The organism is Bacteroidota bacterium (genome assembly GCA_039821555.1).
Taxonomy (GTDB): Bacteria; Bacteroidota; Rhodothermia; order Rhodothermales; family Rubricoccaceae; genus JBCBEX01.
The window spans coordinates 156,617-181,355 of record JBCBNX010000004.1; the positions used below are offsets into that span (position 1 = coordinate 156,617).

Annotated in this window: 13 protein-coding genes; 10 read left to right on the plus strand and 3 right to left on the minus strand. The window is 69.1% G+C overall.

Translation table 11 applies throughout. The features are described 5' to 3' along the window. Positions 1–81 precede the first annotated feature (81 nt). The 3 genes from smc to AAFU51_06680 all read left to right on the plus strand — a co-directional run bounded on the left by smc (position 82) and on the right by AAFU51_06680 (position 6,779). A complete protein-coding gene (smc, locus tag AAFU51_06670; protein ID MEO1570935.1) occupies positions 82–3,684 on the plus strand; it encodes a chromosome segregation protein SMC in 3,603 nt (1,200 codons plus the stop codon). A 106-nt stretch (positions 3,685–3,790) separates the two neighbouring features. Further along, positions 3,791–6,256: an alpha-amylase family glycosyl hydrolase gene (locus tag AAFU51_06675; protein MEO1570936.1), complete on the plus strand. Its 2,466-nt coding sequence runs from the start codon at positions 3,791–3,793 to the stop codon at positions 6,254–6,256. Between the two features lie 154 nt (positions 6,257–6,410). Further along, the gene (locus AAFU51_06680; GenBank protein MEO1570937.1) at positions 6,411–6,779 is read left to right on the plus strand and encodes a DUF2237 domain-containing protein; all 369 of its coding nucleotides are present in this window, start codon (positions 6,411–6,413) and stop codon (positions 6,777–6,779) included. Positions 6,780–6,858: 79 nt separating this feature from the next. Here the strand turns inward: AAFU51_06680 and AAFU51_06685 are convergent, their stop codons facing one another. Beyond that, complete coding sequence (locus AAFU51_06685; protein MEO1570938.1) at positions 6,859–8,073, minus strand: carboxypeptidase regulatory-like domain-containing protein; 1,215 nt, start codon at positions 8,071–8,073, stop codon at positions 6,859–6,861. A gap of 193 nt (positions 8,074–8,266) precedes the next feature. Between AAFU51_06685 and AAFU51_06690 the strand changes: the two genes are divergently transcribed. The 3 genes from AAFU51_06690 to AAFU51_06700 all read left to right on the plus strand — a co-directional run bounded on the left by AAFU51_06690 (position 8,267) and on the right by AAFU51_06700 (position 13,120). Continuing rightward, complete coding sequence (locus tag AAFU51_06690; GenBank protein ID MEO1570939.1) at positions 8,267–8,845, plus strand: sigma-70 family RNA polymerase sigma factor; 579 nt, start codon at positions 8,267–8,269, stop codon at positions 8,843–8,845. Positions 8,846–8,974: 129 nt separating this feature from the next. Continuing rightward, entirely contained in the window at positions 8,975–12,052 is a 3,078-nt protein-coding gene (locus tag AAFU51_06695; protein ID MEO1570940.1) for a serine/threonine-protein kinase, read from the plus strand. 72 nt (positions 12,053–12,124) lie between these two features. Next, complete coding sequence (locus AAFU51_06700; GenBank protein MEO1570941.1) at positions 12,125–13,120, plus strand: zinc-binding dehydrogenase; 996 nt, start codon at positions 12,125–12,127, stop codon at positions 13,118–13,120. 7 nt (positions 13,121–13,127) lie between these two features. Here the strand turns inward: AAFU51_06700 and AAFU51_06705 are convergent, their stop codons facing one another. Continuing rightward, positions 13,128–14,342 carry a family 43 glycosylhydrolase gene (locus AAFU51_06705; protein MEO1570942.1) on the minus strand — a complete coding sequence of 405 codons (1,215 nt, stop codon included), beginning with the start codon at positions 14,340–14,342 and terminating at the stop codon, positions 13,128–13,130. Between the two features lie 325 nt (positions 14,343–14,667). Between AAFU51_06705 and AAFU51_06710 the strand changes: the two genes are divergently transcribed. From AAFU51_06710 to AAFU51_06725, 4 genes are all read left to right on the plus strand, one after another. Next, entirely contained in the window at positions 14,668–15,444 is a 777-nt protein-coding gene (locus AAFU51_06710) for an outer membrane lipoprotein-sorting protein (protein MEO1570943.1), read from the plus strand. Positions 15,445–15,535: 91 nt separating this feature from the next. Next, entirely contained in the window at positions 15,536–17,518 is a 1,983-nt protein-coding gene (locus AAFU51_06715) for a serine hydrolase (GenBank protein MEO1570944.1), read from the plus strand. Positions 17,519–17,665: 147 nt separating this feature from the next. Beyond that, entirely contained in the window at positions 17,666–20,104 is a 2,439-nt protein-coding gene (locus AAFU51_06720; protein MEO1570945.1) for a DUF305 domain-containing protein, read from the plus strand. Positions 20,105–20,166: 62 nt separating this feature from the next. Beyond that, a complete protein-coding gene (locus tag AAFU51_06725; GenBank protein ID MEO1570946.1) occupies positions 20,167–21,132 on the plus strand; it encodes a Pycsar system effector family protein in 966 nt (321 codons plus the stop codon). A 17-nt stretch (positions 21,133–21,149) separates the two neighbouring features. Here AAFU51_06725 and AAFU51_06730 read toward each other — a convergent pair whose 3' ends face one another. Then, the gene (locus AAFU51_06730) at positions 21,150–24,737 is read right to left on the minus strand and encodes a M1 family aminopeptidase (GenBank protein MEO1570947.1); all 3,588 of its coding nucleotides are present in this window, start codon (positions 24,735–24,737) and stop codon (positions 21,150–21,152) included. Positions 24,738–24,739 lie beyond the last annotated feature (2 nt).

Here is a 24,739-nt window from a genome sequence, read left to right on the forward strand (position 1 = left end):
CCTATCGCCGCTCGCGGCTTCCCGCCCGGCCCCTCGTCTGGACTCCATCGCCTCGGTCCGCCACCCGCCAGGCCTGCGTCTATGTATCTACGCACCCTCCAGCTTCACGGCTTTAAGTCGTTTGCCGAGAAGACCACGCTTCAGTTCGACCCCGGCGTCACGGCCATCGTCGGGCCGAATGGCTGCGGGAAGTCGAACGTGATCGACGCGGTGCGGTGGGTGCTTGGCGAGCAGCGGGCGCGGCTGCTGCGCTCGGACAAGATGGAGAGCGTCATCTTTAACGGCACGTCGAGCCGGCGGGCGCTCGGGCTCGCCGAGGTGAGCCTCACCATCGAGAACAACCGCGGCGTGCTGCCGACGGCCTACAGCGAGGTGACCGTCGCGCGGCGCCTCTACCGCTCAGGCGACTCGGAATACCTCCTCAACGGGACCGTCTGCCGTCTCAAGGACATCCTCGACCTGTTCATGGACACGGGCCTCGGCGCGGGAGCCTATTCCGTGATCGAGCTGAAGATGATCGAGGACATCCTGAGCGAGAACGCGGCCGACCGGCGGCGGCTCTTTGAGGAAGCGGCCGGCGTGACGAAGTACAAGCGCCGCCGCGCCCAGGCTCTCCGCAAGCTCGACGGCACCCAGGCCGACCTCACGCGCCTGCGCGACCTCACGGACGAGATCGAGAAGACGGTCCGTCGGCTCGCGCGGCAGGCCAAGAAAGCCGAGCGCTACCAGCGGCTCGCCACGCGCCTCGAAGCGCTGGAGACGGCGCTCATCGCCCACGACTATGCCCGCCTCGCCGAGGAGCGGGCCGTCGTCACGAAGCAGGCGATGCAGCTCCGCGCCGAGGTGGGCCAGCAGAACGCTGCGCTGGCGAAGGGCGAGGCCGCCGTGGAGCAGGCCCGCGCGGCCCTCATCACGGCTGAGCAGGCGCTGTCGGAGCAACAACAGGTGCAGTACGCCCACGCGGAGCGGCTCCGTGCCGCAGAGGCCGAGCAGCGCCTTGCAACCGAGCGCGCCCAGAACGCCAGCGCAACCCTCGCCCAACTCGCCAGCGAGGCCGAGCGGGACGCCACGCGGCAGGCCAGCCTGGAGCAGGAGCAGACCACCCTGGCCGCACAGCAGGAGGCCGCCGAGGCACGCCACGCAGAGAGCCAAGCGGCACTACAGGCTGCGCAGTCGGCAGCAGAGACGGCCCGCCGCACCGCCATCGAGCAGCGGACAGCGCTGAACGAGGCCCGCCGCACCGCCAACGACGCCGCGAGTCAGGCCCAGGCCGCCGCCGCCGCCCTCGCGCGCCTCCAAGACCGGCGTACCCTCCGCCAAGCCGAGGCCGACCGCCTAGACAGCGAACTCACCGACGCCGGGCAGCAACGCCAGGCCCTCGCGGCTGACCTGGACGCGGCGAACGACCGAGTTGCCGAGGCTTGGGCGACGTTCAACACGGCCCAGGCGGCCCTCGACGGCGCTGAGGCCGAGCGCGAGCGCCTCGACGCGAACATCGGGCAGGCCAAAGACACGCTGCGGGAGGCTCGGCAGGACGTCGCCGCGCTACACACCGAAGCCGACCTGCTCCAGAGCCTGCTGGACACGCGCGAGGACCTCGACGCCCCAGCCGCCTTTCTGCTCGACGACACGGCGTGGAGTGGCGAGAGCACGTTCGCGCCGCAGACGGTCGCCGACCTGCTCGCCTGCGACGAGGGCGACCGCCGGGCCCTCGACGCCGCGCTCGGCGCGTGGGCCGACGCGCTCGTCGTGCAGACCGAGGCGCAGGCCGCCGCTGCCATCACCCGCCTGAGCGAAGCCGACCGTGGCCGCGCCACCTTCGTCGTACTCGACCGCTTGCCCTCGCGCGGCAGCCGCGACCGCTCGCCCACGCCGCCCGGCACCACGCCCGCCCGCGATGCGGTCCGTGTCCCCGACGAGTCGCTGCGCGCGCTCGTGCGGCTGCTTCTCGACAACGTATTCATCGCCGACAGCCTCGACGTGGCCGAGGATCTGCGCGAGACGTATCCCGTTGCCACGCTCGTGACGCGCGACGGGGCCTGGACGAGTGTACGCGGCACGTATGCTGGGGGAGAGGAGAAGCCGCGAGCCGCTGCGCTCCGGCTCGGGCGTCGCGAACGGCTCGATCAGATCACGTACACGCTCGCCGAGGCCGAGGCGCGGATCGAGAAGCTCGTCGCGGCCGTAGCGCGTGTGGAGGGCGAGCGAGCGGCGCTGTCGCTGGGCGAGCGCCAGGCGGCCCAGCGCGAGGCCCGCCAGACGCTCGCTCGGGCCGAGCAGCAGCACGCCCGCCACGAAGCCGCGCAGCAGAGCCTCGACCAGCGGCTGCAGCGGCTCACGGCCCGCCGCGACGCGCTCGCCAGCGAGCTGGACGCCGAGGACGATGAAGCAAGCCTTGCCGCGACCCGCGCCCAGGCCGAGGCCCTGGCCGAGGCGGCACGCGCCACGCTCGCGACGGCCGAAATGACCGCGCAGGAGGCCGACGACCACCAGCGCGAGGCTCAGCAAACCCTGTCCGATGCGCGGCTCGCCGCCGCCCAAGCGCAGAACGCCGTCGCCACGCTCCGCCGGGAGGCGCAGCGGGCGTTTCAGGCGCTCACCGACCTCGCTGCCCGTGCCGAGCGCCGCACCAGCCAGGAACGCGACGCCGCCTCGCGGAGGGCCGATGCCCAGCACCGGTACGGAAACCTCGCCCAGCAGATCGAGGCGCTCCGGGGGGACAGCAGCGGGCTGACGCAGGCCGTCGCCGAAGCCGACCTCACGGTGCTTCGCGCACGCAGCGACGCCAACGAACGCGAGGACGCGCTGCGGTCGATCCGCCGCGCCCGCGAGGAGGCGCTCCACGCGCTCAACCAGCGGGACCTCCGCCTCGCCGAGATCCAGACGCGGCAGGCGACCCTCGCCGAGCGCGCCACCGCCGACTACGGCCTCGACGCCGCCGACCTCGTAGACCGCCCAATCCCCGCTGACTTGTTGACGGACGCCGACGGACAGCCAGCGGGCTTCGACGCTGACGCGGCCCGCACCGAGGTGCCCACGCTGCGCGAGAAGATCCGCGGGCTCGGCGCTGTCAACGCGCTCGCGCTGGAAGAGTACGAGGAGGAAGAGGCGCGTCTCGAACGCATGGTGCAGCAGCGCGACGACCTCGAAGCCGCAGAAGCCACGCTGCTCTCGACCATTGAGGAGATCAACGCCACGGCGTCGGCGCGCTTCTCCGAGACGTTCGACGCCGTGCAGGCACAGTTCCAGCGCCTCTTCAACGACCTCTTCGGCGGCGACGCCAACGCCGCGCTCTCGCTCGTCGGCGACGACCCGCTCGAAGCGGCCATCGAGATCACGGCGCGCCCGCGCGGCAAGAAGCCGAGCGTGCTCACCCAACTCTCCGGTGGCGAGAAGACCCTCACCGCCATCGCGCTCCTGTTCGCGATCTACCTCGTCAAGCCGTCGCCCTTCTGCATCCTCGACGAGGTCGACGCCCCGCTGGACGACGCCAACATCGGGCGGTTCATGAACCTGCTCCGGTCGTTCGCCGAGTCGACGCAGTTCATCCTCGTCACGCACAACAAGCTGACGATGGAGGCCGCCGACCGGATGTACGGCATCACGATGCAGGAGGCGGGCGTGAGCAAGCTCGTCGGCGTGCGCTTCGACGAAGTGTTGGAGGAAGAGGCGCTTGCGGCCTAGGCACCCGTCCGGTGACAAAGGCGGGAAGAGGACGGCCCACCCTTACGGTTCAACGCGTCGGCGAGTATGTTGCGGGCTGCAACCCCCTCCAACTTGCGCCGCTGCCATGCGTCTGCTGTTTGCCCTGCTCGTCCTGTTCGTCGCCGCTCCCTTCGATGCTGCCGCGCAGGTGCCGATCACCTTCCGCGTGCAGATGGACGTACAGGTGGATCGCGGGGCCTTCGACCCGGCGTCCGATAGCGTGGACCTCGCCGGGAGCTTCAACGACTGGGGCAGCCCGGTCACGCCGCTCGCCGATCCCGACGGCGACCTCACCTACGAGGTCACCCTCACCGGCTTTACGCCCGGCCAAAGCATCGAGTACAAATTCCGCTACAACGGCACGTGGGACGGCACCGAGGAATTCCCCGGGCCCGGCAACAACCGGCGCTACACGGTGCTGCCGGCCGACAACGTGATCACGGTGTGGTACAACGATGAGGTGCCTGCCACGGGGCCGCCGACGGCCGCGTTCACAGGCCCGCGCGTGCTCTCGGAGGGGGGGCTGGCGGCCTTCCGGGACCGCTCGTCCGGCGCGGTCAGCAGACGGTCCTGGACGTTCGAAGGCGGGACCCCTGCCACCTCGACCGACGCCGAGCCCGTCGTCCGCTACACGGAGCCGGGCCTCTACGACGTCGCGCTCACCGTCACGGGCCCCGAGGGCGAGGACACGCTCGTGATCGAGGACTACGTCGAGGTGCGCGCCCGCGACGTGAGCCAACTCCGCTGGTGGAACGACACGGTCTTCTATGAGGTGTTCGTCCGCTCCTTCTACGACAGCGACGGCGATGGCATCGGTGACTTCCGCGGGCTCACGGAGAAGCTCGACTATCTGAATGACGGCGACCCGACGACCACCGACGACCTCGGCGTTACGGGCCTCTGGCTCATGCCCATCCACGACTCGCCGAGCTACCACGGCTACGATGTCGTCGACTACCGCTCCGTCCACCCCGACTACGGCACGATGGAGGACTTCCGCGCCTTCCTCGACGCTGCCCACGCGCGCGGCATCCGCGTCGTGATCGACTACGTGATGAACCATTCCTCGACGCAGCACCCGTGGTTCCGCGCCTCCGCGCAAAACGATCCGACCTACGCCGACTTCTACCGCTGGTCCGCCACCGACCCCGGCTCGAACGGCCCCCTCGGCGACCCGTGGCACCGCGCCGCGCGCGGCTTCTACTACGGCGTCTTCTGGAGCGGCATGCCCGACCTCAACTACGAGTCGCAGGCCGTGCGCGACAGCATCTACGCCGCCGCCGACTTCTGGCTGGACGACATCGGCGTGGACGGCTTCCGGCTCGATGCCGTGAAGTACCTCGTCGAAGAAGACGGCATCGCCGAGGACGCGCCCGCGACGTTCGCCGTCTGGAACGAGTTCAGCACGCACATCGCCGAGACGAACCCGGAGGCGTTCACCGTCTGCGAGGCCTGGTCCGGCACGCCCTACGTCGTGCCCTACCTCACCGAAGGGCGCCTTTCGACGTGCTTCGACTTCGACCTCGCCGGGCAGATCCTGCACGCCGCCCGCACCGGCGATGCCACGGGCGCGATCCGCCAGATGCAGACCGTCTACGATGCGTATCCGCACCTCCAGGTCGCCACGTTCCTGACCAACCACGACCAGGAGCGCGTCATGGAACAGGTCAGCCGCGACCCCTCGAAGGCGCGCGTGGCCGCGTCGTTCTACCTCACGCTGCCGGGCGTGCCGTTCGTCTACTACGGCGAAGAGATCGGCATGCTCGGCCACAAGCCTGACCCCGACATCCGCCGCCCGATGCAGTGGAGCGCCGACACGCACGCGAGCTTCTCGACGCGGACGCCGTGGCACCCGCTCAACAGCAACTACCGCGCGTGGAACGTCGACGGCCAGACGGACGACGAAGCCTCGCTGCTGAGCCACTACCGCCGCCTCGTGCACGCGCGCAACGCCAGCCCAGCGCTCCGCCGCGGAGCCTACTTCGCCGCACCCGCTTCCTCGGGTAGCGTGATGGCGTTCGTGCGTGAGACCGACGATGACGCCGTGCTCGTGCTCATCAACGCGAGCGAATCGGCGCAGTCCAACGTGACCGTTTCGCTCCCGCCCGGCACCTTCGCCCCAGGCGAGTGGGTCGTGACGGATCTGCTGGCGCCTGACGCCGCGCAGTCGTTCGTGACCGTGCTGGCCGAAAACGACGTTGCCGACCTCGACCTCGCTGGGCACGAGGCGCGGGTGCTGCGCTTCCTCAACCCGGTCAACGCGGAGGACGAGGCGATGCAGCCTCGCTTCGCCCTCGCGGCACCCTACCCGAACCCAGCCACCGGCCAGACGCGCTTCGATTTTTACCTGGAAGGCTCCCGCGAGACTATAGCTCAGGTCGAGGTCTACGATGTGCTCGGCCGTCGCGTGCAGACGCTCGTGGACAGCCCGCTCCGGCCTGGTTCACATTCGGTCGTGCTCGACACGCACGCGCTCGCCGCGGGCGCCTACGTGGTTCGGTTGCGGCACGGGGCGCAGCAGGCCACGCAACGCTTCGTAGTGACGCGCTAGCCCGTTGTAGTGACGCCGCTAGACCGTTGGAAGCTTCTGCTAGCGGTGCAGCGAACGCAACCGGCGAAGACGCGTCGAACGGCTTCCCCTCGCCGTATGCTCTCCCTGTGCCATGCCTGATCGCGCCAACCACCACCACGACACGCCCCTCGATGTGGACGCGCCCCGGAATGTGCTCGGCACGCCGCTTCAACCGTGTAGCGTGGACCCGCTGACCGGGTTCTTCCGCACGGGCGACTGCCGCACGGGGCCGCAGGACCGGGGCACGCACGTCGTCTGCGCGGAGATGACGGAGGCGTTCCTGCGCTTCACCCGGAGCCGGGGCAACGACCTCTCGACGCCGATCCCGGCCTATGGCTTTCCCGGCTTGAAGCCGGGCGATCGGTGGTGCCTCTGCGTGCTTCGCTGGAAGGAGGCGCTGGACGCGGGCATGGCGCCGCCCGTCGTGCTGGACGCCACCCATGCCCGGACGCTTTCGGTCGTGGACCTCGACACGCTGCAGGCATACGCGCGGCCTGCCTAGCCTGCACCTACACAAACGCCGCCGCACGAGGGACGAGCGGCGGCGTTTGTGTAGGTGCAGGACAAACCAGAACGAGGCGCTATCGTGCGCCAGCTTTGTCCGGGAACGGGCTCGTGATGAACTGCCCCGCGTCGTCTTCGTCGGTGACCAAGACATAGCCTAGGCCTCCGGGCTCATTGCCGGAGAACGACACGTCGTCGCCGTCGACGGTCATCTCGAAGACCTGCCAGGTGTCGCCGTCGGTGTCGGTGGCGTTCGGGGCGCGGTAGCTGCGCAGCAGGCGGTCACCGGCGTAGACCTCCACGCGGGCGGGCTGCCCGTTGTCGAGATCGCCCGCGATGCCGAGTGCGCCGGTGGGATTGAAGCGGTCCGAGTAGTTGTGGACGCTGTAGCGGTAGACGCCGTCTATGGTGGGGAAGAGCGTGATCGTTTCCGGGCCGAAGCTGGAGGTGTCGTCCACGTCTAGGTTGGAGTCGCCGAAGCTGGTGCTGACGTAGTAGATGTGGAAACGGCTGCCTTGTCCGTTGGGGCCCGTGAGGTGGCTGTCGAGGTCGCTCGGGTTCTGCCCCCACGAGAGCACGATGCGGTAGGCGCCTTCGGGGGGGCGCTCGGTGACCACGGCGGGGTTGAGGTCGACCTCCCCGCCGTCTTCCGGTACGTCCACGTTGCGAATCACGGCGGGGACGAAGCCCGTCGCGTAGACCACGCAGGTGAACGTGCCATAGGGCGCGTTCGGGAACGTAAACGTGCCGTCGGGCGCGGCCGTCGTTTCCAGGTCGGCGTCGGTGCCGATGGGGTCGTCGGAGAGCGTGTCCTCGAAGAGGAACACAATGCGAGCGCCGCCGAGGTCCGTGGCCTGCCCGTCCTGCGAGTTGGCGAGCGAGCCGGTGATGGTGACCGAGCCGGTCAGGGTTTCTGAGAGCGACGTCGTGGAGCCGACCGTCACGGTGCGGGTGGTCGGGGCGTAGCCGGTGCGCTCGATCGAAACGGTGTAGGAGCCGGGTTCGAGGTCGATCGAGTAGGCTCCCTCGGCGTCCGTGGTAGCGGTGAAGACCGCGCTGGCCTGCGCGGCACCGGCCGGAGCAGCGCCGTTGGTTGGGGTGAACGTGACCTGGGCGTTGGCGATGGGGCGGCTGCCGAGGGCTGCGGCGTTGCCGACGGTGCCGGTGAACGTCACCGTGTCAGGCTCCTCGGCAGGGTCGGACGAGTCGCAGCCGACGAGGACGAGGGCGGCGAGCAGCGTGAGCGTTGAGAACAGGCTTCGGCGGTGCCAGAGGGCTGGAGGGCGTGGCATGGATCGCTGGATTTCGCGGATAAGGAAAACGGGGTGGAGACGGTGCTGCCTCCGTGCTCTAATACGCTGTCCGCCGAGGAAACGGATCATCGTGCCGGTGTTGGTGTCTTGGCCAGAGGGCGGAAGGTGGAAACCGGGCGCGCGACATGCTATTTTCGCGCGCACGCCCCACCACGATTCGTGAGGACCCGCCATGTCGGATCCGATGTCGGCGGCTGAAGTCACGCGCCTGCTGCACGCCGCGCAGGCCGGCGACCCGCAGGCCCTCGACCGCCTCTTCCCGCTCGTCTATGACGAACTCCGCGCCCTCGCCCACCGGCAGCGAGGCGGCTGGAGCGGCCAGCGCACGCTGAACACGACGGCGCTCGTCCACGAGGCCTACCTCCGCCTCCAAGACGGAGAGACGGGCTTCGAGAGCCGCGCGCACTTCCTCGGCGTGGCCGCCAAGGCGATGCGGCATATCCTCGTGGACTATGCTCGCCGCCAAGGCGCGCAGAAGCGGGGCGGCGATCAGCACCGCGTGGACCTCGACGCGCCGGGCCTCTCCATCGCCAACCCGGGCGGCCCCGCGCTCACCGATCTGCTGGCGCTCGACACAGCCCTCGACAAGCTTGCCGAGAACGACGCCCGAGCCGCACAGATCGTGGAGTGCCGCTTCTTCGCCGACATGACCATCGAGGAGACGGCAGCCGCGGTCGGGGTCTCGACGCCGACGGTGAAGCGAAGCTGGCGCATGGCGCAGGCCTGGCTCTACCGCGAAATGCAGGGGTGACCGGCAACGGGACGGACGAGGTGGGGGGCTAGGCAAAGCGGCGAGGCTACGGGGTCGGACTGATCCACTTCCCCCAGGCGTTTGCGTGAGCATGAATAACACCACAGACCCGACCAACCCAGACCGCTCATGCCTGACGATCCCCGCCACGAAGACCCCGCGTCCGACGGGGCCGCCGCAGACCAGCGCTGGCACCAGATCGAGGCGGTCTTCGAGCAGGCGCTGGAGCGCCCCTCAGACGAACGCGAGGCCTACCTCGATACCGCGTGCGAGGAAGACGCAGCGCTACGGCAGGAGGTCGAGAGCTTGCTCGCCGCGCACGACAAGGCCACCGGCTACTTCGGCCGGCTCGCCGACGAGGTGGTGCAGCCGGCCTTCCAGGAGGCTGGCGGGCTCCCCGCGGGCACGTTCGTCGGGCCCTACGAGATCGTGCAGCTCGTCGGGCGCGGCGGCATGGGCGAGGTCTACGAGGCGCGCCGCGGCGACGGCACCTACGAGCAGACCGTCGCGCTGAAGCTGGTGCCACGCTCGGGCAGCGCCGCGGTGCTGCGCCGCTTCGAGGCCGAGCGCCAGATCCTCGCGGGCCTCGACCACCCGCACATCGCACGGCTGCTCGACGGCGGGCTCTCGGGCGAAGGGCGGCCCTACTTCGCGATGGAGTTCGTGCGCGGCCTCCCGATCACGACCTACTGCGACCGCCACCGCCTCGGCATCGACGCGCGGCTGCGGCTCTTCCGCACCGTCTGCGACGCCGTCCAGCATGCCCACCGCCGCCTCGTCGTCCACCGCGACCTCAAGCCGTCCAACATCCTCGTCGCCGAGACCGAGGCGGGCGAGCCCATCGTGAAGCTGCTCGACTTCGGCATCGCCAAGCTCCTCGACGTTGGGCCGGACGTGTCGGTGCTGGAAACGCAGACGGGCCTGCGGCTGATGACGCCGGAGTATGCCGCCCCTGAGCAGGTGCGTGGCGACGCTATCACGACGGCGGCCGATGTCTATGCGCTCGGCGTGTTGCTCTACGAACTGCTCACGGGCCACCGCCCGTACCGCCTCGCCGAGCGGCTGCCCCACGAAATCGAGCGGGTCATCCTGGAAGACGACCCCGTTCGCCCAAGCACAGCCATCACGGAGGTCGAGACGCGACCCACGCGGGCAGGCACCGAAACACGCAGCCCTGCCACGGTCAGCGAGGCGCGCTCGACCGAGGCGGGCCGGCTGCGCCGCCGCCTCGTGGGCGACCTTGACCGCATCTGCCTGATGGCGCTCCGCAAGGAGCCCGACCGCCGCTACGGCTCGGCGACCGACCTCGCCGAGGACGTACGCCGCCACCTCGACGGGCTGCCCGTCGCAGCCCAACCCGACACCCTCGGCTATCGGGCCCGGAAGTTCGTTCGCCGCAACCGGGTTGGCGTCGGGGCCCTGGCGGCGGTGGTGCTGGCCCTGCTGGTCGGCCTAGGCGCGGCGCTGTGGCAAGCGCGCATCGCGGCGGCCGAGCGCGACCGGGCGCAGCTCGAAGCCGAGACGTCGCAGCAGGTCACCGACTTCTTCGTGCGCCTCCTCGAAGCCGAGGACCCACGCTCGGCACAGGGCGACACGGTGACCGTCCGGCAGGTGCTCGATGCGGGCGTCGAGCGCATCGCCACCGATCTCGCCGACCAGCCCGGCGTGCAGGCACGGCTCTACCTCACCACCGGCGAGGTCTACCGCTCCCTTGGCGACATGGACCGTGCCCGCGACCTGCTGGAGCGCGGCCTCTCGCTCGCCGACTCCGTCTTCACCGACGATGCGCTCGCGCTCGCCGAGGCGCAGGACCGCACCGCGCGCTGGTTTTTCAACGCAGGCTCGCTCGTGACAGCGGACTCGTTGGCGCAAGCCGCCCTGGCGTCTGCGCAACAGGCCTACCGCGGCGACCACCAGCGCATCGCGGAACTGCTCGACCTCCGCGCGGGCATCCTCCGCGAGCGCGAGCGCTACACGGAAGCCGACTCGCTCGAACGACTCGCCATCGCGATGGCGCAGCGCGTCGGCCTGGACCCAAGCCTCGACCTCGCGATCTACTACAACAACCTTGCGCTCTCGTACCACCAGCAGGGCCGACGCCTCGACGCGACCCCGCTCTACCGCGAGGCTGTCGAGATGATGGTCGACGCCGAGGGCGAGGCGCACCCCTACGTCGCCACCATGCGGCACAACCTGGCAGCCCTCTACCGAGACCTGCTGATCCTCGACGAGTCGGAGGACCTCTTCCGAACGATGGTGGCGCAGGAGCGACGGCTCTACCCCGGCGACCATCCAAACCTCGCGGCGTCGCTCTCGAACCTCGGGCTGACGCTCAAGGAGCGAGGCCGCTACGCGGAGGGCCTGGCGCTGCAAGACTCGGCCGTGGCGATGATGGCGCGGGTCCACGGCGCGGACCACCCCAACACGCTCTACCGCCAGCGTATCCAGGTGCTCGCTCTCAACCAAGCCGCGCGGTGGGCCGACGGGGAGGCGGGGGCTCGCGAGCTCTTGGCTCGCCTCCAGGCCATGAACGCGATGCGCTCCAACACGGCACGGGTGTCGCTGCGGGCACTCGGGGCGGCGTTGCGCGGGCAGGGCCGCTACGATGAGGCGCTGGCCACCCACGAGCAGATGCTCGACGCCTACACCCAGCGTTACCCCGAAGGCCACCCCGCCTTCGCGCGGGCGCACGTCGAGTTCGGAGACACGCATGCGGCCACTGAGCGTTGGGCCGACGCCGAGCAGGCGTATCGCACGGCGGTCGAGATCTACCGGGCACGCTACGGCTCCAGCGGCTCGCCCGTTGCCAGCGGCCAGGTGGTGCTCGCAGCGGTGCTGCGCAAGCAAGACCGATTGGACGAGGCCGCCGCGCTTCTCGACAGCGCCGCGGTGGTCTACGCCGAGGCCTATGTCGAGGGCAACCTGTTCGAGGCCAACCGGCGCACCGAGGCCAGCCGCCTCGCGCTCGCTCGCGACGAGCCGGCCGAAGCTATAGCGCTGGCCGAGCAGGGGCTAGCCGCGCAGCAGGCCCTCCGCGAGGAGGCGCACCCGGCCGTCGTGGAAGCGCACGGCGCACTGGGCGAAGCCCTCGCCGCTGCCGGGCAAACCGCCCAAGCCCGCGATCACCTCGAACGCTTCGTACGTGGCCTCCGCAACCGCCAGGACCCCCGCGCTGCCGAGGCTGAGGCCACGCTCGCCGCGCTCTGACACTGACTCCCCTTGAGGCACGGCGGCGCGATCTTGCACCAGCCCCCGCTCAACACCGTCCCCCTTGCCCCGATGCCCGCCCTCCGCAAGCTCGTCGCCGCCACGCTCACGCCGCAGTTCCGCGAGGCCGCCGTGCTCGTCGAGGAGCCGCTGCCGGAGCCTGGACCCGGCGAGGTACTGATCCGCAACAGCGTCGCGGGCGTCAACGCGAGCGACGTCAACGTGGCGGCGGGCCGCTACACGCCCGGCGCGGTGCCGCCCGTCGATCTCGGCTTCGAGGCGGCGGGCGAAGTGATCGCGGTGGGCGAAGGCGTCGAGCACTTGGCCGTCGGTGACTGCGCCGCAACCTCGCTGCTGGGCGGCGGCTTTCGCACGCATCAACTCGCCAAGGCGAAGCTAGCAATCCCGGTGCCTGCGGCGACGCCCGAAGTGCTCTCGATCCTGGTGAGCGGCCTCACAGCGAGCATCGCACTGGAGACGCAGGGCGCCCTGAAACCGGGGGAGACGGTCCTCGTCACCGCCGCGGCGGGCGGCACGGGGCAGTACGCCGTCCAACTCGCCAAGCGTGCCGGCTGCCGCGTCCTCGGCACGTGCAGCACCGACGCCAAAGTTGACCTGCTGCGCACGCTTGGCTGTGACCGGCCGATCAACTACAAAACCGAGAATCTGAAGGCCGTCCTGAAGAAGGAAGCCCCAAAGGGCCTCGATGTTGTTTACGAGAGCGTCGGCGGACGCATGTTCGACACGGCGCTGCGGGCGCTCGCGGTGCACGGGCGGCTGATATCGATTGGCTTCATCGGGGAGTACGTGGACGGCCCCGAGCGCGTGACCGACGTGCGCGTCTATCACCGTCTGCTCGCGAAGTCGGCGTCGGTGCGGGGCTTCTTCCTCCCGCACTTCGCGCGCCACTTCCGGCCGCACATGGAGCGGCTGGTCGGGCTCGTACAGGCAGGCGACCTCCAGGTCGCCATCGACCCCGTGCGCTTCGATGGGCTCGACGCAGTACCAGATGCCGTGGAGCACCTGCACAGCGGCCAGAGCCAGGGGAAGGTGGTCGTGTGGCTGTGACTACCTGCTACCGGCCAAGCGTGCAGGGCGCGTCGGCGACAACGTAGGGCCAGTTCTCGGCGTCGAATGCGAGTGGGCGAGTGGCGGCCTTCGGTCGTCCGTCGTCCTCGCCATCATAGAAGTGGAACGAGAGGCACAGCGTGTCGTCGTCCGGCTGGAACAGCCCCGTGTGGCCAGGCCCGATGAAGCGCGTCTGTCCGCGTAGCCCGGCAAGTACAGATTTGCCCGGGAAAATCTCAGTATTGGGGCCGTCGCGGTTCTCGTAGCGGTCCGTAAAGCTGCGGCCTCGGTCGTCCAGGTAGGGGCCGTACAACGAACGAGAGCGACCGACAACAATCTCGTAGGTGCTGTCGAGGCCGCTGCAACACCCGCCGAGGTTGAGGAAGAGGTAGTAGAAGCCGTCGCGGTGGAAGCTGTACGCGCCCTCGCCGAACGTGGCGATGGGGTGGATGGACGGGTGCCCGCCTTCGGGGTAGTAGCCAGGCGTGTCTGCATCGAAGCCCACGATGCGGCCCGTCGCTGCGTCTAAGTCGGCTATGGCAATGACGTGCTGCTGCGCGGGGTCCCACGAGCCGAAGGTGAGGTAGCGCTGGCCTTCAGTGCCGTCCCAGACCTGCGCATCGACGGCGCGCGGACCGCCTCGTGCCCACGTGGTGTCATCCGAGTAGTAGACGGGCACGGGGTCCATCGCCCAGGTCTGGGTAGGGTAGGTGCCTGTCGCCGTGGCACGGTAGAGCGCGGCGAACATCGCGGGCTCCTCGCCCTGAGTAGCGGCCCACGCTCGACCAGGCGGGTTGTAGAGGTGGAAGTAGACCGTGCTCGCGTCGTAGAGTGTCGGTGCGACGGCAGCCAACTCGGTGTGCTCGATCTGCGTGGCGGCGTCGTAGCCGTACGCCTCCATCCAGGCGACGTGCCACGCCATGTCGGCGCGCGGTGTAAGCGTCGGCCAGTGCTCCACGAGCGCCCACGCTGGCTCCTGCTCGTTCGTGTCGAGGACGAACTGGCGGAGCCGCCCACCGAAGTCGGGGTTTGAGGATGCGAACAGGCTGTAGACGCCCGGCGCGATCTCTCGGAGGCTCGACGGATCGTGCGCGGAGGCGTCCACGAGCGGGATCGCCTGCGCCGAGCCGGGTGCCGGTGCCTCAGGCGGCTCGGTAGCCTGGTCGCAACCGAGCGACAGGCCTAGAGTCAGAAGCAGCAGAAACGAAGCGAGCGGGTTCATAACGATCCGGGGCGGCGAGCACGGTACGGTCGCTCCGGACACGCCCACACGCTGTGCCAGTTTCCGCAGAGACACGCCGGTCTGCACCCATTCCGGTCGCAGCGTCACGACAGGCAGCCGCTCATCCTCCACCGAGTCGACGTGCGCGAGAATCGCCGCGCCACGACAGACGCCTGCGAGCACCTGCACAGCGGCGATAGCTGGACCAGGGCGTTCGCCTGCCTGTAGGGGCTACCGACATCGCGTGAAGATGCAGCGGACGGACAAACAGGAGACCGCCGCTGCCGTTGTAGCAACCTCCTCTACTCAGACCGCTCACATCGCCATGCGCCTGCTTCTACCGCTGCTCGTTGCCCTTCTTCTGCTCTCATTCGCCGCCCCGATGGTCGCCCAGCCCACGGACGACGCCGACGCCATCTTTGAGGAGGTCGACCGCCGCCAGCGGCCGCTCGATTCGGAATCCTCGACGGTTCGCATGGAGATCGTTGACCCGCGCGGGCGGACGCGGACGCGGACGATGCAACTGCGCACCAAGGTCGGCAGCGACGACCTGACGAAGTCGATCGTGGTCTTCACCGAGCCTGCCGACATCCGCGGCCTCGGGCTGCTCACCGTCGAGACGGACGGCGGGGACGACCAGCGGCTCTACCTCCCGGCGCTCGGTCGCGTGCAGCGCGTCGCCGGTGGTGAGCGCGGCGAGCGCTTCGCGGGCTCGGACTTCACCTACGAGGACCTCGGCACCCGCGACCCCGACGACTGGACCGCCACGCTTGCCGAAACCACCGACGCCGCCTTCGTGCTCGAAGCCCTCGCCAAGGACCCGTCGTCCACGACGCACCCGAAGCTGCGCCTGACCATCGACCGCGCGCGCTACGTGATCCTGCGCGCGGAGTACTTCACCGAGGATGACACGCTCGCCAAGGTGCTCGTCGCGGAGGACTTCGAGGAGGTCGGCCCCGACACGTTCCGCGCGGGTACGCTCACGATGGAGGACGTACAGGACGACCGCCGCACGGTGCTCACCTATGTCGAGCGCGAGGCGGGCGCGTCGATCCCGGACCGCGTGTTCTCCGAGCGGACGCTCCAGCGCGGGCTGCGGTAGCGCGCGGAATTCGGCAGCAAGTATGGGCGCACCTTTCCGGGGGGAGGTCCGTAGCGACGCAGATCGCTCTCTCCACCCCTGGCTTCGTCTCATGCGCCTCGTCCTGCTCGCTCTCGCCGTCCTCGCTGCTCCCGCTTTCGCTCAGACGCCGCTGACCATCGGTATCGAGGCTGAGGGTACGCTCACCTCGGACGGCGCGGTCCCGTTCTCCATCGAGCTAGAGGCGGGACAGTTCGTCTACGGCGAGGCCGACCAGCGTACCGTGGATGTGGTGATCAACGTGGCCGGGCCAGACGGTATGGACGTTGTCCGGATCGACCAGAGCGGGCGCGGGCCGGAGCCGTTCACCTTCACGACAAGCGACGCCGGGACGTACACGCTCACCGTGACGCCGTTTGAGCGCGAGAGTGGCGACTTTGCCCTCGCCATCCTACGCGCTGAGCCCGAGGCTACCACGCCCGAGGGGCGGCTCGACCAAAGCATGGCGGCGTTCGACACCGACGATCGGCCCGGGGCCATCGTCGCTGTGATCCGCGATGGGGAGGTAGACGTGGCGCGGACCTACGGGCAGGCCAACCTCGCGCACGGGCTCCCGATCACGCGCACGACGCGCTTCAACATCGGCTCCGTCTCGAAGCAGTTCGCGGGCGTCTTCTTCGCCCTCATGGCTGAGGAAGGCCGGCTCTCGCTCGACGACGACGTGCGGACCTATCTCCCCGAGCTTCCTGACTTCGGCACGACGGTTACGCTGCGTCACCTGCTCAACCACACGAGCGGCTACCGCGAGGTCTACGGCCCGCTCGCCATGACCGGCCGCACCGTCGGCGGCGACATCCTCGACCGCCAGGACGCCATCGACGTGGTGATGCGCCAGCCCGACCTCCAGTTTGCGCCCGGCTCGCGGCACCTCTACAACAGCACCGCCTATGTGCTCCTCACCACCATCGCCGAGCGCATCGTCGAGCAGCCCTATCCCGATTGGATGGACGACAACGTCTTCGGGCCGCTCGGCATGACGCAGACGACCATCGAGCGCGAGCCGGGCGACGTGATCCCGAACATGGCGCGGAGCTACACCACGACCGACCGCGGCACCTTCCGCGAGGACTTCGAGGCGTACGCCTACTACGGCGCGACCGACGTCTACACGACCGTGGACGACCTCGCGAAGTGGATGCAGTTTCTCAAGACGGGCGACCTGGGTAATGGACGCGGCGGTCCCGGCGTGATCGCGCGCATGACGGAAAAGAGCCTGCTCACCAACGGAGACACGCTCGACTACACGCTCGGCCTCACCGTGAGCGAGCACCTCGGCCTGACGCGCTACTCGCACGGCGGCGCGACCGGCGGCTACCGCGCGTTTCTCGCCTACTACCCCGAGATCGACGCTGGGCTCGTCATGATGGGCAACATCGGGGCGGTGCCGCTCGGTCCCATTGCCAACGAAGCTCCCCCAGCGTTTTTCGCTGACGACCTGCCCGCAGCCTCCGCGGCCGAGGCGCTCGACGAGGTAGCGGAGTCGGTGACGGTCGATGCGGCCATTCTGGACGGCGTGGCGGGCACCTACCTCGCGCCGGGCATCGGCCTCGTCACGTTCGCTCGCAACGGCGACGCGCTGACGATGACCTCGAGCTCCGGCCGCGCGGGCCCGCTCGTCGCGCTCAACGACTCGACCTTCCGGCTCAACAACGACTTCTCGTTCCGCCTGCGGCCCGGCACTGGAACTGGCTCCGACACCGCTGAGCCGTACGCCGCGCTGCTGATGGCCGGTCGCGGCACGGTCGTGCTCAACGCGGCGGCTCCCGCCCCCGACGACCTGAATCTGGAGGCCTACACGGGGCGCTACTTCAGCGAGGAGTTGGAGACGTTCTACGATGTGGTGATGCAAGAGGACATGCTCACGATCCAGCACCGTCGTCTGACCCGTCCGCTGCGCCCGGTCGCCGCCGACGTGTTCTCGGGGACCTGGCCGCTCAGCGAGATCGACTTCGAGCGCGACGCTGGGGGCGAGGTCGTCGGGTTCACCGCCGCCGACGGGCGCAGCTTCGGGATACGCTTCGAGCGCGTCGAGTAGGGCGAACGGGTCCGAGGCGGACGCGCATCGGCATGGGGCAGAGCACGGCGCGCCGAGGGAGGCGCCGGTGCTATCATGGGCTACCGCGCTATTCGCCGCCCATAGCCCAGGATCACATAGCCCAGGATCACATAGCCCATGATCACGATGTATCCAGTCCGTCTCGGTGTCTTCCTCGCTGCTACTCTTTTGCTCGTACCCGCGCTATTCGCCGCTGCATGGGCGCAAGTGCCCATCGTCCAGCCCGGGGCTCCCGGCGAGACCGCCCGCGACCTGAGCGCGGACGAGGCCATCGAGATCGCCAAGAACAGCTACTCGCCGGACGACGTGCGCTTCATGCAGGACATGATCCCGCACCACAACCAGGCCGTCCAGATGGTGGCGCTGGTCGGCGCGCGCACGAACAACCCCGCAGTCACCGCCATCGCGGCCAAGATCGATGCGACGCAGGCCGACGAGATCGCGTTCATGCAGGGCTGGCTGGCCGAGCGCGGTGAGGACGTGCCCGACCCGATGGCGCACCATCACATGCACATGGGGCACCAGATGGCGGGGATGGCCACGCCGGAGCAGATGGCCGAGCTCGCCACGCTCGACGGGGCCGCGTTCGACCGGCTGTTCCTCACGCTCATGATCACCCACCATGAGGGCGCGCTGACGATGGTCGAGGACCTGCTGGCCCAGCCCGGCTCGGCCTACGACCCGATCCTGCTCGACTTCACGACCGACATCGTCAACGACCAGACCGCCGAGATCGAGCGGATGAACGCGATGCTCGTCGATCTCTCCGCCGACCCGCGCTCGGGCCTCGCAGCAGGCTTCGACGACGCCGGCGAGGCGATCAGCAACCTGCGCCACGTTGCCACGCTGCCCAAGCCGCCCGGCTTCTTCGACCCCGCGAATCCGGCGAACCTGCCGCCCGTGGTGCCCCAGGACGACGACGACAGCGCCGACGACGATAGTGAGGGGCGCAGCGGTGACGAGCAGGACAACGAGGGCACCGAGTGGGGCGAGCGCTCGCCGCTGCTGAGCTTCTCGAACACGGACATGGCGTTCTCCGACGACGTCCTGATCGTGGGCAACTACCACGGCTTCAACGTCTACAAGCTCGCCGAGGACGGCGCGCCCGAACTGTTCAGCTCCATCGTGTGCCCGGGCGGCCAGGGCGACGTGTCGATCGTGGGCGACCTGCTGATCATGTCTGTCGAGCAGACGCGCGGGCGCGTCGACTGCGGGCGGCAGGGCATTGCGGAGGACATCAGCGCCGAGCGCTTCCGCGGCCTGCGCATCTTCGACATCAGCGACCTCGCCCGCCCGGTGCAGGTCGGCCAGGTGCAGACGTGCCGCGGCTCGCACACCCATTCCATCGTCGACGCCGACGACGAGCGCGTCGTCGTCTACAACTCCGGCACCTCGTCCGTGCGAGACACCGAGGAGCTCGACGGCTGCTTCGGGGAGTCGCCCGGCGACGACCGCACGGCGCTCTTCCGCATCGACGTCGTCGAGATCCCGGTCGCCGACCCTGGCCGCGCGCGCATCGTCCACAGTCCGACCGTGTTTGCCGACCCGAAGTCCGGCCAGATCGCGGGCCTCTGGCAAGGCGGCGACCACGGCGACGGCACGCAGCGCACGCGGCCGACGGACGAGTGTCACGACATCACGGTCTTCCCCTCGGCGGGCATCGCCGCGGGCGCGTGCTCGGGCAACGGCATCCTCCTCGACATCAGCGACCCGATGAACCCCGTCCGCATCGACGAGGTCACGGACACGGGCTTCGCCTACTGGCACTCGGCGACGTTCAACAACGACGGCACGAAGGTGCTCTTCACCGACGAGTGGGGCGGGGGCAGCCGCCCGCGCTGCCGCACCTACGACCCGCTCGACTGGGGCGCCAACGCGATCTACGACATCGTCGACGGCACGATGGAGTTCAGCGGCTACTACAAGATCCCCGCCCCGCAACTCGATCAGGAGAACTGCGTGGCGCACAACGGTTCCGTCGTCCCCGTGCCGGGCCGCGACATCTTCGTGCAGGCGTGGTACCAGGGCGGCGTGTCCGTCCTCGACTTCACCGACTCCACAAACCCCTTCGAGATTGCCTACTTCGACCGTGGCCCGATCCACGAGGAGATCCTCGTGCTGGGCGGCTACTGGTCGACGTACTTCTACGAAGGCCGCATCTACGGCACCGAGATCGTCCGCGGCCTCGACGTGTTCGCGCTGCAGCCGAGCGAATTCCTCAGCGAGAACGAGATCGCGGCAGCGGCGCTCGCCGACCAGGGCGGCGCGTTCAACCCGCAGCAGCAGTTCCCCGTGACGTGGCCCGCTGACCCCGTCGTCGCGCGAGCCTACCTCGACCAACTGAACCGCGACGAAGCGCTCGACGCGGAGGTTGCGGGCGAGCTCGATGCGGCGCTCGGTGCCGCAGCCTCGGCGCTCGACGACGACGGGCGCGATGCCGACACGTCGGACGCGCTGACCAGCCTCGCCCGTCGTCTCAACGGTGCGGCCAGCGATGCCGGGACGGCGAGCCGGCTGGCGTCGCTCTCAGACACGCTCGAAGGCATCGCCGAACGGCTGCGTTGAGGGCCGTGATGTCCTCGTAGCCTGCACCGTGCACCACCACCCCTGCACTGCTGTACCCACGCATGGAACCCGTAGCCGACCATACCCCCGCTGAACCAGACGCTACCCAAGGCAAAGGCGCGCGCCTCCCCGCAGCGTCGAGCGGTGACAGTGTGCACGGTCCAGATGGGTCGGATGCAGACGAAGCGGCTTCCCACTCGTTGAAGGAACAGGAGGGAGACGTGATGCCTGAGTCGGACGCCCAGACCGGCAAAGCTGCAGGCTCGGACAACGTGGAAGCCGTAGCCGCGGCGTCGCCCGAGCCGGTGGGCTCGCCGGACGCAGACCCGCCCGCAGCGAAGAAGAAGACCAAGAAAAAGAAGAAGGCGAAAGCGAAGGGCAGCAAGGACGCCTCCCTCGACAAGACCAAAGCAGGCGCCAAGAAGGACCCCGCGGCCAAATTCGGGACGAGCCGTGGCATCGAGACGATGTTCCGCAGCAACTACCGCGTCCACATGGACCTCTCGGCGATCGCCGACACCAAGGCCAACATCATGATCTCGATCAACGGCCTCATCCTGCCCATCCTGCTGGGTGCGATCTCACCCAAGATCGACTCCAACCCGTGGCTGCTGATCCCCACCTCGGTGCTCATGGTGGGGTGTCTGATCTCGATGATCTTCGCGATCCGGTCGGCGCGGCCGCGCGTGAGCAGGGAGCCGGTGTCGCTCGACCAGATCAATCAGAAGGGCTATAACATCCTGTTCTTCGGTCACTTCGCCAACATGAGGCGCGACGACTACGAGGAGGGTATGGCGCAGTTGATGTCGAGCAACGAGGACATCTACCGGAACATGATCCGGGATTTGCACGGGCTCGGAAGCGTGCTGAACGAGAAGTACGCCCTGCTCCGCACGTCCTACACCGTGTTCATGATTGCCATCACGGTCGGCGTGCTGCTCTTCATCGCCACGTTCTTCCTGATCGCGATGGGCGTGATTTCCGTGCCGGGCGACACGCTAGCCGTCCCGTACGAGCTCCTTCCTTAGCCCATGCTGGCTGGGGTTCACACGTCGGCTTTTGCTTGGTCGCGGTCGCGCATCAGCACCCGGGCGTCCGGGTCCACGACGAGGTGCTCCGGCAGCGTGCGGAGCGTCCACGATAGCCGCTGCGAGGCCCCCGGAGCGAGCGTGACCGTCTGGCGAGCCTCGGCATAGTCGCCGTCGTCGGCAGAGCGGTTGCCGGACGTGGCAGCGACTACGACCGTGGCAGACCCATCGCCGGTGTTTTCGAGCGTGGCCGTCAGCTGGTAGCGGCCTCGAAACGTCTGTTCGATCTCGACCTCGGTCCAGGCGAACGCGGGGAGCGCCATGCTCTCGAACCAGGCCGCTACCCCCTCGTCGTAGGCCGTCGAGTCGGCCGCATACGGGCGCAGGTCGGCGAGGAGGTCTTGCAGTGCGGGTGCGTCGCGGCTGTCGCGGCGCTCGGCGACGAATGCACGGAGCCCATCGAACATCGCGTCGCGGCCGAGGTGGTTGTGGAGCATCCATAGCGCCCACGCGCCCTGGTTGTAGATCGCGACCTCGTCACGCCCCTCGCGCGTGTCCACGAGCGGGACGGCGGTGGCGGCGCGACGCCCGCGCAGGAAGCGGGCTTCGAGGCGTTCGGCGAACGCGATCCGCGCAGCCTCGCCAAAGGCTTCCTCGATCAGCAGCAACGTCGCGTAGTCCGCGATCCCCTCCACGATCACGCCCGTTCCCGGTCCCTGCGCCGCCGCAACGATATGCCCCCACCACATGTGCGCGATCTCGTGCACGGTGACGATGAACGCGAGGTTTGCAGCGGCCTGGTCCGCGTTTCCCGGCGGGCGCGTGAGGAAGCCCGCGCTCTCGCTCATGCTGATGTTGACCGGGAACGCCGTCGCGTTGGTCTGCAGGTCGGGGAACTCGTTGATACGCAGGTCGCGCCACGGGTAGGGGCCGAACCAGTCGCTGTAGTGCGTCCGCGCGAGCGCCATCGCGTCCAGCATCGCCTCGATGTTGTACCTATGGCTCGGGTGGTGGTAGACCGCGTTCGTGCCGCCGTCGTAGGGACGTGCGGCCTCGTCCCATTTCCCTGCCATCAGGTTGAGAGCGCGGACGGGGTGGTCCGTCTCCCACACGACCGTGGTGTGCGTGGCGTCGGCGGTCGAGTCGGTGCGGACGCCTGCCGACGTGACGGTGTAGGCGCGCGGGGCGCGGACTTCGAGGCTTGCCGTGAAGGGCGGCGCGAGCGCGTCGAGCGTGGCGAGGGAGTCTTGCCACCAGCCGTCGGGATAGACACGTGGCTCTGCGGGTTCTGGAGCGCCAAGCCCTTCGATGAGGCCAGGAATCGGGACGAACTCGCCGCGGTAGGTTGAGAGCAGCACGCCCTCAGGCAGCAGGAAGTGCGCCGTGCCGCCGCCGTTGCGCGTGATCCCGCGCGGGTAGGTGAGCGCGTAGGCGAAGTTCAGGGCGATGCTGTCGCCTGGTACGAGCGGCGCTGGGAGCGTGACGACGTCGAGGCCAGGACGACGTTCCACAGGCGGCGACGCCCCGGCGTCCAGCGACCAGGCGACCTCGCTGAAGCCGTAGCCGTTCGTGAACGGCACCTGCGCCATCGGCGCATTGGAGCCATTGACGACGGTGTAGGTGCCCGTCGCGTCGAGGCGGCGGTCGGCGGGCTGGAGGTCGATGCGCAGGTCCACATGCGCGACGGTCGGCGGCGGGATGTCGCTCCACACATCGTAGTTCGCCTTCCAGTAGGCCGTCGCCCAGTCCTCCGCGGCCTGGCCCTGGAAGCCGGTGCGGACCTGGTAGGCGAGCGTCCCGCCCAGCGCCAGCGGCAGCGCGATCAGCCCGAGCGCGCCGACGGCGTTGCGTTTCAGGATCCCGGCAGAATGCGCCCACCACGCGCCGTCGTAGTCGCGGCGCGGAAACCAGCGCCACGCGGCAGCGGCGAATGCGACGGTGAGCGCCAGCATCAGCGCACGGTTGAAGAGCAGCGCGCCGTCGTTGAGCGGCATCCAGCCGAGGTCGCTCCAGCGTAGCGTCGCCCAGAGCGGCCAGTTCGCCACCCACGTCATCCGTCCCGACGCGAACGCGTACGCTGTGAGCGCGAGCACGGCCAGCCCAATGCCGTACGTCGCAAAGCGGTTGCCCGTCAGCGAGAGCACCGCTGCCACGAACGCGCCCCAGACGAGGAACGTCGGCGTGAGGACGAGTCCCCATACGCTCACGAACGGGCCAAGGTCGAGCGGGGCGATGCCCTGGCCTGCGAGGAACATCAGGCTCGCCACGCCGCACACCGCGATCAGAAGCGCGATCAGGAGTCCGTTCGCGAGGCCCTTCGCCAGGAGCAGCGCGCCCGTCCGCACAGGCATCGCGTAGAGGATGCCGTCGAAGCGCGTCCGCGCCTCGCGCCGCACCGACTCGACGAGCGTGAAGAGCAGCAGCAGGCTCCCGAGCACGGTGAGCACCTCGATGGAGCCAACGGCCATTGTGCCTGCCGTGAGCAGCGCTGGGGCACCCAACGCGTCCTGCTCGGTCGCGAACTCGCCGACGAGCAGCACCACGAACAGCAGCGCGACGTAGACGAGTGGCTGGTTCGCCATCTCCCGAAGTTCCGCGCGGAGGACGTGCCCGACGCTCGCCCAGAAGCCGGGCCGACGCTGCGTCATGCCAAGGTCCCGCAGCGGCGCAAATAGCCCGATCTCGCCTCGCTCGCCGTCGTCGACTGCAGATGCACGGCGGAGCCACCGCCGCTTCGGTTTCGTCGCGGCTCGCGCGCCCGTGGCGATGGCGCGCTGTTGACGGAGCGCGAACACGAGCCCGAGCAGCGGCCCGACGACCCACACGAGCCGGTTGAGCCAGAACGTCCCGTCGAAAGCCAGCGGCGCGGTGTTGTAGTATGTCACGCCAGGGTCCCCGGCGACGAGTACCTGGTAGACCCATCGCAGCCCTGACGGATCGAGCACCATCAGCAGTTGATCAATGGCCGGATCGAGGCCAGGGGGACGCCACGTCCAGAGGAAGAACAGCACGCCCAACACCATCGTGATCGGAACCGCATAGACCGCCAGCGGACGCCGCGACGCAGTACCCACGACGAACGCCAGCACCGCGCTTGTCCACATCGTCGGCACGGCGAAGACGAGGAACGGGACGAGGTAGCTGCCCAGCCGGAACGGCCCGCGAATGTCCGTCGCGCCCGGCTCGACGAGGAACTGGACGTGGACCATCAGCGCGACGAGGTGGACCAGCAACCCGACCCCGAGTGCCGCCACAACGCCCGCGAGTTTGCCTGCGAGGTATTCGCCCGGCGCGAGCGGCGTGCTGAAGAGCAGCGGCCCCACGCGCGCCTCGTCGTCGCGGAGGACGGTCAGACCGCCGAGCAGGCCCGCGAAGAACGGATACGCCAGGAAGCCGCCCAGACTGAAGAGCCAGGCAACCGCGTAGGGCGAGTTCACGAACGGCCGCAGCCCATCGGACCCGATCTCGTCCGCATCGCCGCCGAGCGCGGTCGTCCCGTTGAGGCTCATCGTGGCGAGCACGGCGAGCGCGACCATCACCCACAGCAGCGGGTTGGCGAGGTGCGCGCGCAGGTCGAGGCGCGCGACGGCCAGGGTGCGGTTCAAAG